Source organism: Pseudomonas sp. AC169 (assembly GCF_979258515.1).
Genome location: NZ_OZ409866.1, coordinates 3,083,530 through 3,097,454, shown reverse-complemented (window position 1 = coordinate 3,097,454; position 13,925 = coordinate 3,083,530). Strand labels below are relative to the sequence as shown.

At 62.4% G+C, this 13,925-nt stretch carries 14 protein-coding genes; all 14 read left to right on the top strand.

The features are described 5' to 3' along the window. Window positions 1-51: 51 nt before the first annotated feature. Genes ACZZ0G_RS14030 through ACZZ0G_RS13965 form a run of 14 tightly spaced genes read left to right on the top strand, consistent with a single transcriptional unit; the run spans window position 52 to window position 13,908 of the window. Window positions 52-786 carry a glycosyltransferase family 2 protein gene (locus tag ACZZ0G_RS14030; RefSeq protein WP_463556519.1) on the top strand — a complete coding sequence of 245 codons (735 nt, stop codon included), beginning with the start codon at window positions 52-54 and terminating at the stop codon, window positions 784-786. Next, entirely contained in the window at window positions 783-1,730 is a 948-nt protein-coding gene (locus ACZZ0G_RS14025) for an LpxL/LpxP family acyltransferase (protein WP_463556518.1), read from the top strand. Before ACZZ0G_RS14030 ends, ACZZ0G_RS14025 begins: the two co-directional genes overlap by 4 nt. Continuing rightward, on the top strand, window positions 1,711-3,255 hold the full coding sequence (locus ACZZ0G_RS14020; protein WP_463556517.1) for an HAL/PAL/TAL family ammonia-lyase: 1,545 nt from the start codon (window positions 1,711-1,713) through the stop codon (window positions 3,253-3,255). The genes ACZZ0G_RS14025 and ACZZ0G_RS14020 overlap by 20 nt, the downstream gene beginning before the upstream one ends. Next, on the top strand, window positions 3,248-3,673 hold the full coding sequence (locus tag ACZZ0G_RS14015; protein ID WP_463556516.1) for an acyl-CoA thioesterase: 426 nt from the start codon (window positions 3,248-3,250) through the stop codon (window positions 3,671-3,673). The genes ACZZ0G_RS14020 and ACZZ0G_RS14015 overlap by 8 nt, the downstream gene beginning before the upstream one ends. Beyond that, window positions 3,670-4,272 (top strand): outer membrane lipoprotein carrier protein LolA, encoded by a 603-nt coding sequence (locus tag ACZZ0G_RS14010; RefSeq protein WP_463556515.1) that lies wholly within the window; start codon window positions 3,670-3,672, stop codon window positions 4,270-4,272. The genes ACZZ0G_RS14015 and ACZZ0G_RS14010 overlap by 4 nt, the downstream gene beginning before the upstream one ends. Next, window positions 4,256-6,595: an MMPL family transporter gene (locus tag ACZZ0G_RS14005; protein WP_463556514.1), complete on the top strand. Its 2,340-nt coding sequence runs from the start codon at window positions 4,256-4,258 to the stop codon at window positions 6,593-6,595. Before ACZZ0G_RS14010 ends, ACZZ0G_RS14005 begins: the two co-directional genes overlap by 17 nt. Next, a complete protein-coding gene (locus tag ACZZ0G_RS14000) occupies window positions 6,592-7,755 on the top strand; it encodes a cation:proton antiporter (protein WP_463556513.1) in 1,164 nt (387 codons plus the stop codon). The genes ACZZ0G_RS14005 and ACZZ0G_RS14000 overlap by 4 nt, the downstream gene beginning before the upstream one ends. Continuing rightward, window positions 7,742-8,989: an NAD(P)/FAD-dependent oxidoreductase gene (locus ACZZ0G_RS13995; RefSeq protein WP_463556512.1), complete on the top strand. Its 1,248-nt coding sequence runs from the start codon at window positions 7,742-7,744 to the stop codon at window positions 8,987-8,989. The genes ACZZ0G_RS14000 and ACZZ0G_RS13995 overlap by 14 nt, the downstream gene beginning before the upstream one ends. After that, window positions 8,986-9,711, top strand: a complete 726-nt coding sequence (locus ACZZ0G_RS13990; RefSeq protein WP_463556511.1) for a class I SAM-dependent methyltransferase — start codon at window positions 8,986-8,988, stop codon at window positions 9,709-9,711. The genes ACZZ0G_RS13995 and ACZZ0G_RS13990 overlap by 4 nt, the downstream gene beginning before the upstream one ends. Then, complete coding sequence (locus ACZZ0G_RS13985; RefSeq protein ID WP_463556510.1) at window positions 9,711-10,307, top strand: hypothetical protein; 597 nt, start codon at window positions 9,711-9,713, stop codon at window positions 10,305-10,307. The genes ACZZ0G_RS13990 and ACZZ0G_RS13985 overlap by 1 nt, the downstream gene beginning before the upstream one ends. Continuing rightward, window positions 10,304-11,500, top strand: coding sequence for a beta-ketoacyl-[acyl-carrier-protein] synthase family protein (locus ACZZ0G_RS13980; RefSeq protein WP_463556509.1), 1,197 nt, complete (start codon window positions 10,304-10,306; stop codon window positions 11,498-11,500). Before ACZZ0G_RS13985 ends, ACZZ0G_RS13980 begins: the two co-directional genes overlap by 4 nt. Further along, window positions 11,497-11,961: a hotdog family protein gene (locus ACZZ0G_RS13975; RefSeq protein ID WP_463556508.1), complete on the top strand. Its 465-nt coding sequence runs from the start codon at window positions 11,497-11,499 to the stop codon at window positions 11,959-11,961. The genes ACZZ0G_RS13980 and ACZZ0G_RS13975 overlap by 4 nt, the downstream gene beginning before the upstream one ends. After that, window positions 11,954-12,682 carry a 3-oxoacyl-ACP reductase FabG gene (fabG, locus tag ACZZ0G_RS13970; RefSeq protein ID WP_463556507.1) on the top strand — a complete coding sequence of 243 codons (729 nt, stop codon included), beginning with the start codon at window positions 11,954-11,956 and terminating at the stop codon, window positions 12,680-12,682. The genes ACZZ0G_RS13975 and fabG overlap by 8 nt, the downstream gene beginning before the upstream one ends. Further along, window positions 12,682-13,908, top strand: coding sequence for a beta-ketoacyl-ACP synthase (locus ACZZ0G_RS13965; protein ID WP_463556506.1), 1,227 nt, complete (start codon window positions 12,682-12,684; stop codon window positions 13,906-13,908). The genes fabG and ACZZ0G_RS13965 overlap by 1 nt, the downstream gene beginning before the upstream one ends. Window positions 13,909-13,925: the final 17 nt, after the last annotated feature.

Sequence of the window (13,925 nt, the reverse complement as noted above, 5' to 3'; positions counted from 1 at the left end):
AGTGCTGCGCACTCGATCGCGAGCAGGCTCGCTCCTGCTGGGATCGTCGTTATGCATAACCCTTGCGCCGTGATCCCGGTCTACAACCACGAAACCGCGATCGGCACCGTGGTCGACGCCCTGCTCGCGCAAAGCCTGCCGTGCATTCTGGTGGACGACGCCAGCACCCAGTCCTGCGCCAAAGTGCTCGACACACTGGCCGAGCGCGACAACGTGCATCTGGTGCGCCTCACTGCCAATCAGGGCAAGGGCGGTGCGGTGATGACCGGCCTGCGCGAAGCCTCGCGGCTCGGCTTCACCCACGCCTTGCAGGTCGATGCCGACGGCCAGCACGACTTGCACGATGTCGCCAGTTTCATCGATGAATCCCACGCCCATCCCGAAGCGATGATCTGCGGTTATCCGCTGTTCGACGAGAGTGTGCCGAAAGGCCGTTTGTACGCGCGTTACCTGACCCACGTGATGGTCTGGATCAACACGCTGTCGTTGCAGATACGCGATTCGATGTGCGGTTTCCGCGTCTATCCGCTAGCGCCAACGCTGGCGGTGATCGACTCGGCGAAAGTCGGCAAACGCATGGATTTCGACTCGGACATTCTCGTGCGCCTGTCGTGGCGCAATCAGCCGATGCGCTGGCTGCAAACCAGCGTGCATTACCCGCTGGACGGCGTGTCGCACTTCCGCCTGTTCCACGACAACGCGCTGATTTCCAGCATGCACACGCGGCTGTTCTTCGGCATGTTGCTGCGCTTTCCACTGATCCTCTGGCGTCGGTGGCGAGCATGACCAACGAGGTCGACAAGAAGCACTGGGCTGACCGCGAAGAACGCGGCAGTTTCCTGCTGATGAAATTCACCGCGTTCGCCGCCAAGGTCCTGGGCCGTCGTCTACTCAGCCCGTTGCTATATGGCATCGTCCTGTATTTTTTCCTGTTCGGCCGCACGGCTCGGCGCAGTGCCTGGCAATACCAGCAGCGCCTGGCCGCATGGAGTCAGCGCGAAGATCTGCGCCCTTCTCATTGGCGGGTGTTCGGCCAGTTCATGGCGTTCGCCGATTCGATGCTCGACAAGCTCGACGTGTGGAACGGCAAACTCAGCATTGAGCAGATTGAAATCATCGACCCGGCGCTGCTGCGTAATCAGCTACGCGGCAGTCGCGGGCAACTGCTGGTCGGCGCTCACCTGGGCAATCTCGAAGTCTGTCGCGCACTGGCGGAGATCGGCGAAAAAGTCACCATGAACGTGCTGGTGCACACCAAGCACGCCGAGCAATTCAACCGTTTGCTGGGTGAGGCTGGAGCGACCAATCTGCGCCTGATTCAGGTCAGCGAACTCGACCCGGTGATCATGCTGCAACTGCACGAACGTTTGGAGCGCGGCGAGTGGCTGGCGATCGCCGGCGACCGTGTGCCGCTGCACGGTGGGCGCAGCGTAACCGTCGATTTCCTCGGCCATCCGGCGCCATTCCCGCAAGGCCCGTGGCTGCTCGCCGGTCTGCTGAAATGCCCGGTCAACCTGTTGATGTGCCTCAAGCAACCGGACGGTCACTATCGCCTGACCCTCGAACCCTTCTCCGACGCCATCGTGTGGAAGCGCAGCGAGCGCGAACAGGTCATTCATCAGTGGGCCACCCGCTATGCGCAGCGCCTGAGTCACTATTGCCTCGAAGCGCCGCAACAATGGTTCAACTTTTACCCTTTCTGGAAGACCGATGACGACGCCAACCCATGAGCCGGTAACCTTCGGCGAACGCCCTTTGCGCATCGAAGACGTGCTGGCCCTGGCCAACCGTCAGGCGCCCGTGCAGTTGCAGAGCGACGCCGAGTATCGCGAGCGCATTGCCAAGGGCGCGCGGTTCCTCGATTCGCTGCTGGACAAGGAAGGCGTGATCTACGGCGTGACCACCGGTTACGGCGATTCCTGCGTGGTCGCGGTGCCGCTGCATCACGTCGAAGCGTTGCCGCGTCATCTCTACACCTTTCACGGTTGCGGCCTCGGCAAACTGCTTGATGCGCAAGCCACTCGCGCGGTGCTCGCGGCACGTTTGCAGTCGTTGTGCCACGGCGTTTCCGGGGTACGCGTGGAACTGCTTGAGCGTCTGCACGCGCTCCTCGAACACGACATCCTGCCGCTGATTCCTGAAGAAGGTTCGGTCGGCGCCAGCGGCGATCTGACGCCGCTGTCCTACGTCGCCGCGACACTCTCCGGCGAGCGCGAAGTGATGTTCCGAGGTGAACGTCGCCAGTCCGCCGATGTGCATCGCGAACTCGGCTGGACGCCGCTGGTGCTGCGCCCGAAAGAAGCGCTGGCGCTGATGAATGGCACCGCCGTGATGACTGGCTTGGCCTGCCTCGCTTTCGCTCGCGCCGACTACCTGCTGCAACTGGCCACGCGTATCACTGCGCTCAACGTAGTCGCGCTGCAAGGCAACCCGGAGCACTTTGACGAACGCCTGTTCGCCGCCAAACCGCATCCGGGGCAAATGCAGGTGGCCGCGTGGCTGCGCAAGGATCTGGCAATCGACGCGCCGACTGCGCCGCTGCACCGCTTGCAGGATCGCTATTCGCTGCGCTGCGCCCCGCACGTGCTCGGCGTGTTGGCTGACAGTCTGAACTGGCTGCGCTCGTTCATTGAAATCGAACTGAACAGCGCCAACGACAACCCGATCATCGACGCCGAAGCCGAACGCGTGTTGCACGGTGGGCATTTCTACGGTGGGCATATCGCGTTCGCCATGGACAGCTTGAAAAACCTCGTGGCCAACGTCGCCGACCTGCTCGACCGTCAACTCGCCTTGCTGGTGGATGAGCGTTACAACCACGGTCTGCCGAGCAACCTCTCCGGTGCTCCGGCGGATCGCGCCATGATCAACCATGGCTTCAAAGCCGTGCAGATCGGCACCAGCGCCTGGACCGCCGAAGCGCTGAAAAACACCATGCCGGCCAGCGTGTTCTCGCGCTCCACCGAGTGCCACAACCAGGACAAGGTGAGCATGGGCACCATCGCCGCCCGCGACGCGATTCGCGTGCTGGAACTGACCGAACAGGTCGCCGCCGCGACATTGCTCGCCGCCAACCAGGGCGTGTGGCTGCGTGCTCAAGCCGAGGATGCCCGGCCATTGCCGCCGTCGCTGGCGGCAATGCACGCAGAACTGGCCAAGGACTTCCCGCCGGTCATCGAAGACCGCGCGCTGGAAGGCGAACTGCGCCTGTGCCTGCAACGCATCGCCGCGCAACACTGGAGGCTGCATGCGTAGCGCCGGAGTGCTTCACGCCGACACCGAGATCCTCGTGCCGTTCTTCGACGTCGACACCATGCACGTGGTTTGGCACGGCCATTACGTCAAATACCTCGAAGTGGCGCGTTGCGCGCTGCTCGACAAGATCGGCCACAACTACACGCACATGGTCGAGTCCGGGTTCGCCTGGCCAATCATCGACCTGCAACTGCGTTACGTACGTAGCGCGGTGTTTGGTCAGCGCCTGAATGTGCGCGCCAGTCTGGTCGAGTGGGAGAACCGTCTGAAGATCAATTACCTGATCACCGACCTGCAAAGCGGTGAACGCCTGACCCGCGCCAGCTCGGTACAGGTCGCCGTCAAAGTCAGCAGCCGCGAAATGCAACTGGCCTCGCCGAAGGTCTTCACCGAAGCCGTGGAAAGGATGCTGCGATGAGTGTTTTGGTTAAAAGCCTGAGCGTATTGGCGCTGCTGACGATATCAGCGCTGGCCAACGCCTTCGACCTGCAACAACTCAGCGAGCAACTGGCGAAACCGGAAGTGATCCACGGCCAGTTCATCCAGGAAAAACACCTGCGCGCCCTGCCCCAACCGCTGATCAGCAAGGGCAGTTTCGTTCTGGCGAAAAATCACGGTCTGCTCTGGCTGCTGAGAACCCCGCTGCAGCAGGACTACCGCATCAGCGCCAAAGGCATCGCCCGCCGCGACGATAATGGATGGCAGTTGCTGCCGAACAAGAGCGCCGGGGCCGAGCAGAACCGCTTGTTCCTCGCCGTACTGCAAGGCGACAGCAGCGGCCTGCAACGCGACTTCGAACTGGCGCTGAGTGGCGACGCGCAGCAGTGGAAACTCACGCTGACCCCGCGTTCGCTGCTGCTCAAGCAAGTGTTCAACCAGATCAACATCGACGGCGGCGCGCTGGTGCAGACCATCGAACTGCTGGAAACCCAGGGCGACAGCACCGTGCTGCGCATGCAGGACAGCAGCGCCGGGCAACCGTTGAGCGACGCGGAGCAACATGACTTTGCCGAGTGAACGCAGGCTGCCCTGGCTGTTTCTGATCCTGCTGCTGGCGGTTGTCGCGCTGGCCGGTTGGCAGTGGCGCGACGGCGCGCCGCTGTCGGCGAATCTGATGGAGCTGGTGCCCGGCACCCACCCCGACGCCCTCGAACAGCGCGCCGAGCAGCGCATGCAGGAACCGCTAAACCGAGAAATGCTGGTGCTGGTCGGCCATGCCGATCGTCAGCAAGCGGTGAGCATGGCGCAGACGTTGGGCGAGCAATGGCAGGCCAGCGGATTGTTCGAGAAAGTGCAGTGGAACCTGCAAGCGGATCTGCCGGCGCTGCGCACGCAACTGCTGCAAGGGCGGCTGGCGATGCTCTCGGCGGATGACCGGCAATTGCTGATCGAACACCCAGACGTATTCATTCAGCAACGCGTACAGGCGTTGTTCGACCCGTTCAGCGGTTTCAGTCTGGTGCCGAGTCAGGACGATTGGCTGGGCCTGACCGGGCGCATCCAGAACAGTCAGCCGCAGCACGGTTCGGTGCAACTGGACATCGGCAGTGGTGCGCTGATCGCCGATGCCGACGGCAAGAGCTGGGTGCTGCTGCGGGCACGCACCACCGGCAATGCCTTCGACATGAACCTGCCACTGCAAGTCGCCGCCCTGCTGCAACACAGCCGCGAGCAAGCAGCGGAATCCGACGTGCAATTGCTCGCCGCCAGTGGTTTGCTTTACGCGGCCAACGGTCAACAGCAAGCGACGCGCGAAATGACCTGGGTCGGCGGCGGTGCCACCGTCGGCATTCTGTTGCTGCTGTTGCTCGCGTTCCGCCGCTGGCGTGTGTTGCTGGCGTTCGTGCCGGTATTGGTCGGCATGCTCTTCGGCGCGGTGGCCTGTGTCGCGCTGTTCGGCCATATGCATGTGATGACGCTGGTACTCGGCTCCAGCCTGATCGGTGTGGCCGTGGATTATCCGCTGCACTATTTGTCGAAGAGCTGGAGCCTGAAGCCGTGGCGCAGCTGGCCGGCGCTACGCCTGACCCTGTCGGGTTTGACCTTGAGCCTGATCACCAGCGCTATCGGTTATCTGGCGCTGGCGTGGACGCCGTTTCCGGCACTGACGCAAATCGCCGTGTTCTCCGCCGCCGGATTGCTCGGTGCCTATTTGTCGGCCGTATGCCTGCTGCCGGCGTTGCTGAAAAACGTCGAACTGCGCCCCGCGCAATGGCCGCTGCATCTGGCCGAGCGCTTGATCAAACTGCGCGAAAGACTCCTCGTACGCGTGCGCACACCGGTGCTGTTGACGCTGCTGATCGCCTTCTGCGTGGGCGGTCTGATACAGCTGCAAAGCAAGAATGACATCCGCCAATGGGTCGGCGCACCGCAACAACTGACCGACGAAGCGCAGGCCATCGCGCGCATCACCGGCTATCAGCCGACCAGCCAGTTCTTCCTCGTGCGCGCCGACAATCAGCAGCAATTGCTCGAGCGCCAGGCCGCGCTGAGTGAGCGTCTGGAGCAACTGGTCAACCTCGACAAGCTGCAAGGTTATCTGGCCCTCGATCAATTGGTCAGTCCGCCGAACCAGCAAGAACAGGTGCGCGAGGCGCTGAACAAACTGCCGCAATATTGGCAGCCACTGCTCGACCTCGGCGTGCCGCTCGCAGCGCTGCAAAGCGAGCTGAAACAGCTGCAGACCGTTCCAGCGGAAGACATCGACGCGGCACTGGCCGGCCCGCTCGGTGAGCCTTATCGCACGCTGTGGCTCGGTCCCGCCGAAGACGGCGTGGCGGCGATGACCAGTCTGCAAGGTTTGAACAACCCGGCGCTGTTGCGCGTGCAGGCGCTGGATTTGCCGGGTGTGATGCTGGTCGATCGTCTGGGTGAATTGAATGAAGTCTTCGCCGCGACGCAAATCAGCGCGGCCGAACTGAAACTCGCTTCCTGCGCGTTGATCGTGCTGGTGCTGATGCTGCCGTTCGGTCTCGGCGGGGCGTTGCGTATCGTCGCCCTGCCGCTGCTCGCTGCGCTGTGCAGTCTGGCCAGCCTTGGCTGGCTCGGTCAGCCACTGACCCTGTTCAGCCTGTTCGGCCTGCTACTGGTCACGGCGATCAGCGTTGATTACGCGATTCTCATGCGTGAGCAAGTGGGTGGCGCGGCGGTGAGCCTGCTCGGCACCTTGCTGGCGGCTGTGACGACGTGGCTGTCGTTTGGTTTGCTGGCGGTTTCCAGCACGCCGGCAGTGAGCAACTTCGGTTTGTCGGTGAGCCTCGGTCTGGCGTTCAGCTTCATGCTCGCACCGTGGGCCGGGCGTCAAGAACATGCAACCGCCGTCGCGGAGCCAGCAGCGTGATGGTCGCCGGTTTCTGGCTGCTGGCCTTGGCGTTGTTTGCCGTGGCCACTCGTATCGGGCGCCATTTCGGGCTGATCCCGATCGTCAGCCAGTTGCTGCTGGCGAGCTTCGGCTTGCCGCTGCTGATGTATTTCTGGATCGAGCCGGGCTGGCAGCTCAGCGGTGCCGAACTGATCGCGCCAGACTGGCTGAAAAACCTCTACAGCCTGAGTTTCGCCTTGCTGCTCGGGCACATTCTCAGTGATGTGATCGACCTGAAACTCGATCGCCAGAGCGTGAAAATCGCCGTACCGAGTTTTGCCGTGCCGTTCGTCTGTGGTCTTGCCGTGGCGTATTGGTTACTGCCGGCGCAACCGTGGCTCAACTCGCTGGCCATCGGCCTGGTGTTCGCGATCACCGCGATCCCGGTGCTGTATCTGTATCTGCGCCACATCGATTATCCGCCCGCCGCCACCCGGCGTCTGGTGCAAACCGCGATCCTCATTGATCTGACCTGCTGGACATTGTTCGGCCTCGCTCAGGGCAGTCTGCATCTGAGCAGTCTGCTGCTGCCGCTGGGTCTCGCCTGTGTGCCGTTGCTATTAAATCTGTTGCGTGTGCGTCGGCCGCTGACTTACAGCCTCGGTTTCTTTGCGCTTCTGGTAATGGCCGAGCATTACAAACTCAACGCGCTGATCTTCGGCATCGGTTATCTGCTGTGCATCGCCGTGCAGAAAGTGCCGCTGGTGCTGCCATTGCCGGCGCGCTGGATGAGCCGTTTGCAAACGTGGCTGGCGATCCCGCTGATCCTCACGTTCGGCATTGTGCAGATCGACGTGCACAGCGCCCTCGCCAGCCTCGGCGCGGTGCAATGGGCGGCGCTGCTGCTGTTGCCGATTGCCAGTAAACTGCTCGGCAACTGGCTCGGCCTCGGCTGGGCCGGTACTTCGTTCGAAGGCGCCAGCCGCTGGCGCGAAAGCGTGCTGCTGAACATTCGAGGCCTGAGCGAAATCGTCTTTCTCAATTTGCTCTTGCAACAACAACTCATCACCCCGGCGCTGTACTTTGCGCTGATGCTGATGGGCCTGATCGCGACGCTGCTGCCGGCCCTGATCGGCCTGCATCGCGCACCGCTGGATATCAAACCTCACCTGCCCCGGAGTTCACGTGCCAATCGTTGAAATGGAATCCCGTCAGGTCGTGATCATCGGCGCCGGCCCGTCCGGCGCCATCGCCGCGGCGTTGCTCAAGCGCAAGGGCCACGATGTGCTGGTGCTCGAGCGCCAGCATTTTCCGCGCTTTTCCATCGGCGAAAGCCTGCTCAGCCATTGCCTGGATTTTGTCGAAGAAGCCGGCATGCTCGACGCCGTCAACGCCGCCGGATTCCAGCGCAAGACCGGCGCGGCATTTGCCTGGGGCGAGCGCTACAGCGCCTTCGATTTCAGTGACACCTTTACCGGCGGCAAGCCAACCACGTTCCAGGTGCAGCGGGCCGATTTCGACAAACTGCTGGCCGATCAAGCGGCGCTGCAAGGCGCGGAAATCCGCTACGGCGATGCCATCGTCAGCGTCGATTTCAACCGGGCGAAACCACAGCTGAATGTGCGTCGCGAGGACGGCAGCGAGTATCGCGTCGAAGCGGATTTCGTCCTTGATGCCAGCGGCTACGGCCGTGTGTTGTCGCGGCTGCTGGACCTGGAAGCACCGTCGAATTTCCCGGTGCGCCAAGCGGTGTTCACCCACGTCGAAGATCACATCGACAACCCGGCGTTCGACCGCGAAAAAATCCTCGTCACCACGCATCCGGAACATCGCGATGTCTGGTTCTGGACGATCCCCTTCAGCAATGGTCGTTGCTCGGTCGGCGTGGTCGCGGCCGAAGAACACTTCAAGGGCCGCGACAGCGACCTGGATGCCTGCCTGCGTGGTTTTATCGCAGAAACACCGAGCCTTGCCGGCGTGCTGAACAACGCTGTCTGGGACACCCCGGCGCGTACCCTCGGCGGCTACGCGGCCAATGTGAAAACCCTGCACGGCCCAGGCTTCGCGCTGTTGGGCAACGCGGCGGAATTTCTTGACCCGGTGTTTTCCTCCGGCGTGACCATCGCCATGCGTTCGGCGAGCATGGCCGCTGCCGTGCTGCATCGTCAGTTGCAGGGCGAAGCCGTCGACTGGCAAAGCGAATTCGCCGAACCGCTGAAACGCGGCGTTGATACTTTCCGCTGCTACGTCGAGGGCTGGTACGCCGGCACCTTTCAGGACGTGATTTTCTATGAAGACAGCCAGGCCGACATCCGCCGGATGATCTGCTCGATCCTCGCCGGTTACGCCTGGGACGAACGCAACCCGTTCGTCAGCGAAGCGCGCCGCCGCTTGAAGATGATTTCCGAACTCTGTGCAAAGGACGCCACATGAATTACTTGAGCGACAGCTACGTCGAGGAAACCCGTTTCGGTTTCTGGTTCCTGCGCAGCCACACCTGGCAGCACCATGTGCTGCGCGTGGCGATCAATGATTTGCGCGGACTGTTCAGTGAAGCACTGCCGCAAAACCCGGTGCTGCTGGACGCCGGTTGCGGCCAGGGCAAGTCGTTCGGACACCTGCGCCAGACCTTCGCCCCGCAGCGTTTGATCGGCGTTGATGCCGACCCGCACAGCCTTGAATTGAGCGGCGCAGAAGCGACGCGTCTGGAACTGGACGTGGAATTGATCGGCAGCGATTGCGCGACGCTCAATGTGTCGGACGCCAGCGTTGATCTGCTGTTCTGCCACCAGACCTTCCATCATCTGGTCGAGCAGGAAAAGGCCCTTGCCGAGTTTTATCGGGTGTTGAAACCGGGTGGTTATTTGCTGTTTGCCGAATCGACCGAGGCTTACATTGATACCTGGGTGATTCGCTGGTTGTTTCGCCATCCGATGCATGTGCAGAAGAGCGCGGCGCAGTACCTGGAGATGATTCGCGGGCAGGGTTTCGAGTTTGGCGAGAAGAATGTCTCGTACCCATATTTGTGGTGGAGCCGCTCGAAGGATTTCGGTTTGCTGGAGCGGTTTGGGTTGCGTAAGCCGAAGCCGTTTGGGCAGCGAGAGGAAACGTTGGTCAACGTTGTCGCGCGTAAACCGCTGGCAGAGGTTTCCTGATGCTACCTATAACCTGTGGGAGCGAGCTTGCTCGCGAAAGCGGTATAGCAGTCACCAGAACTGTTGAATGTGAGACCGCATTCGCGAGCAAGCTCGCTCCCACAGTGACCTCGGCGCTACGACTGTTGTTGATCGGCGTAATGGTGGTGTTGAGTGCCTGCGCCAGCCAGGCCCCGCTGCCTGAGAGCGACCCGACGTTGCCCCTGCCGCTGCAACTGCACATCGAACGTAATCAGGCCGATCAGCGTCAGGACTGGCTACTGGTGATCCAGCGCGAAGGCCCCGGCATTCGCTGGTCGATGATGGATCCGCTGGGCATTCCCCAGGCGCGTCAGCAACTGATCGACGGCCACTGGCAGGCCGATGGTCTGCTGCCGCCGAACCCGGAAGCCCGGGAATTGTTTGCCGCGCTGTTGTTCGCCCTGACCCCGTCCGGCGAGCTGCTGCGCAATTACCCCGGCGCGCAGCAACAGGGCCAGCAACGCTCTCTGTCAGCGCGCTGGGAAATCCGTTATGCACAACCGTTGAGCTTCGAATTGAACCTGCCTCAAGGCCCGCACTACCGTGTTTCTCCGTTGGATGAACCGACGCCATGACCGCTTACCTGAATGCCCTCGGCGTGATCTGTGCACTGGGTCGCGACAAATCCGAAGTCGCGCGCAACCTGTTCGCCGGCGACTGTTCGGGCATGCGTCGCGAGTCCGGCTGGGTGCCGGAACGTGAGTTGCCAGTCGCGGCCGTCCGCGGCGAACTGGCGGTGATCCCGGCAGAACTCGCCGATCAACGCAGCCGCAATAATCAACTGTTGCTGGAAGCGGCACTGCAGATTCGCAATGACATCGATCAAGCCATCCAGAGCTTCGGCCGCGAGCGCATCGGCGTGGTGCTCGGCACCAGCACCTCGGGCATCGACGAGGCCAGCCGTGGCCTGGCGCACTACATTCGCGAGCAGCAGTTCCCCGCCGAATACGATTATCGGCAACAGGAACTCGGCGCGCCGGCCAACTTCCTCGCCGACTGGCTGCAACTGAGCGGCCCGGCCTATGTGATTTCCACGGCGTGCACCTCCAGCGCCCGTGCCCTGATGAGCGCTCAGCGGTTACTCGATCTGGGCCTGTGCGACGCGGTGCTGTGCGGCGGCGTCGACAGCCTGTGCGAACTGACGCTCAACGGTTTCTCGTCACTCGAAGCGATGTCCGACGAACGCTGCAATCCGTTCTCGGCCAACCGCAGCGGTATCAATATCGGCGAGGCGGCGGTGCTGTTCGTCATGAGCAAGCAACCCGGTGAAGGCCCGGCCATTGCCTTGCTCGGCGCCGGCGCCAGCTCCGACGCCCATCACATTTCCGCCCCTGAGCCGACCGGGCGCGGTGCCCTGCAAGCGATGCAGAAAGCCTTGAACCGCGCGCACCTGCAAGCGGCGCAGATCAACTACCTGAACCTGCACGGCACCGCTACCCAACACAACGACGCCATGGAAAGTATGGCGGTTGCCACGCTGTTCCCCGAAGGCGTCGCGTGCTCGTCGAGCAAACCGATGACCGGCCACACCCTCGGTGCGGCCGGTGCGCTGGAAGCGGCGTTTTGCTGGTTGAGCCTGAGCGCCGAAAACCCCGACCACGCCTTGCCGCCTCACGTTTGGGACGCTCAGCCCGATCCTGCGCTGCCACCGCTGAACTGGGTGACCGCAAGCGAGCGCCTGACGTCCATTGCACCCCGCTACCTGATGAGCAACTCGTTTGCCTTTGGCGGCAATAACGTCAGCCTGATTATCGGAGACGCCCCATGATCCCTTGGCCGCTCGCCGAGCTGCTGCCCCATGCCGGCGACATGATTCTGATCGACAGCATCTCGAGCTTTGACGATGAGCAGATTTACACCCGCCTCACGGTCAGGCCTGATGGCCTGTTCAATTTGCCCGACGGCAGCCTGCCGGCCTGGGTCGGCATTGAGCTGATGGCGCAAAGTGTCGCCGCGTTTGCCGGTTGCCACGCGCGACAAAAAGGCAATCCGGTCGAGCTGGGCTTTCTGCTCGGCACACGCAAGTTCGAGTGCAACGTCGAAGCCTTTCCCGCCGGCATCGAGCTGACCATCCATGGCCTGCGCTCGCTGGAAGACGACAACGGGATGGGCGTCTTCGAATGCCATATCAACGGCGCCGGCATTCATGCCAGCGCGCGGCTGAACGTGTTCCGCCCGCCCGAAGCCACTCAATATCTGCAACAGACACAGGAGTCGAACGATGACTGAATCCGTACTGGTCACCGGCTCCAGCCGTGGCATCGGCCGCGCCATTGCCTTGCGCCTCGCGCAGGCCGGGCATGACATCGTCCTGCATTGCCGCAGCGGCGTGACTGAAGCGAAAGCCGTTCAGGCCGAAATCGAAGCACTGGGGCGCAAGGCGCGCATTCTGCAATTCGACGTCGCCGACCGGGAAACCTGCAAAGCCATTCTTGAAGCCGACGTCGAAACCCACGGCGCCTATTACGGCGTGGTGTTGAACGCCGGGCTGACCCGCGACGGCGCGTTCCCAGCTCTGACTGACGACGATTGGGACGTGGTGTTGCGCACCAACCTCGACGGTTTCTACAACGTTCTGCACCCGGTGATGATGCCAATGATCCGCCGCCGTGCCGCTGGTCGCATTGTCTGCATCACCTCGGTGTCGGGGCTGATCGGCAACCGTGGCCAGGTCAACTACAGCGCCTCCAAGGCCGGCGTGATCGGCGCGGCAAAGGCGTTGGCGATAGAGCTAGGCAAGCGCAAAATCACCGTTAACTGCGTCGCCCCGGGCCTGATCGACACGGCGATGCTCGATGAAAACGTGTCGGTGGAAGAATTGATGAAAATGATCCCCGCACAACGCATGGGCACCCCGGAAGAGGTCGCCAGTGCGGTGAATTTCCTGATGTCGGCGGAAGCCTCGTACATCACCCGCCAAGTCCTGGCGGTCAACGGAGGCCTGTGCTGATGAAGCGCGTCGTCGTCACCGGCATGGCCGGCATCACCTCGCTGGGCAGCGACTGGCAGACCATCGCCAGCAACTTCGCGGCCAACCGCAGCGGCATCCGCCGGATGGACGAGTGGGATCGTTTCAGCGAACTCAACACGCGCCTGGCCGGGCCGATCGATGACTTCGTCGTGCCGGCGCACTGGACGCGCAAACAACTGCGCAGCATGGGCCGAGTTTCGCGTCTGGCGGTCGGCGCGGCGGAAAAAGCCTTGGCCGATGCCGGCCTGCTCGGCGACGCGATGATCAAGGACGGCCGGATGGGCGTCGCTTGTGGCTCGTCCACCGGCAGCACCGACGAGATCAAAGCGTTCGGCAACATGTTGCTCAACTCGGTGGCCGAGGGTCTCAATGCCAACTCTTACGTGCGGATGATGCCGCACACCACCGCCGCGAATATCAGCATCTTCTTCGGCCTCACCGGGCGCCTGATCCCGACGTCGAGCGCCTGCACCAGCGGCAGTCAGGGCATCGGTTACGCCTACGAGGCGATCAAGTTCGGCCGTCTGCCGTTGATGCTCGCCGGCGGCGCCGAAGAGCTGTGCCCGACCGAAGCCATGGTCTTCGACGCGCTCTATGCGACCAGTTTGAAAAACGATGCGCCGCAAACCAGCCCACGTCCGTACGACAAGGGCCGCGATGGTCTGGTGATCGGTGAAGGTGGCGGCATGCTCGTCCTCGAAGAGCTGGAACACGCCCTCGCGCGCGGTGCGCACATCCACGCCGAGATCGTCGGCTTCGGCAGCAACGCCGACGGCCAGCACACCACACGCCCGGAACAAGTGACCATGCGCCGCGCCATGGAGCTGGCGCTGGAAGACGCCGGCCTGACGCCGGATGCCATCGGTTATGTAAATGGCCACGGCACCGCTACAGAACAGGGCGACATTGCCGAAACACTGGCGACCAGCAGTTTGTTTGGTGAACGCATGCCGATCAGCTCGCAGAAGAGCTTCCTCGGCCACACCCTCGGCGCCTGCGGCGCGCTGGAGTCGTGGTTCAGCATCGAAATGATGAATCGCGACCTGTACGTGCACACGTTCAACCTGGACGAGGTCGATCCGCACTGCGGCAAACTCGATTACCTGCGCGGCGAATTCCGCCAGATGCATCACGACTACGTGATGAACAACAATTTCGCTTTTGGTGGCGTCAACACCTCGTTGATTTTCCGCCGCTGGCACTGACCGCAATACGTTTGGAG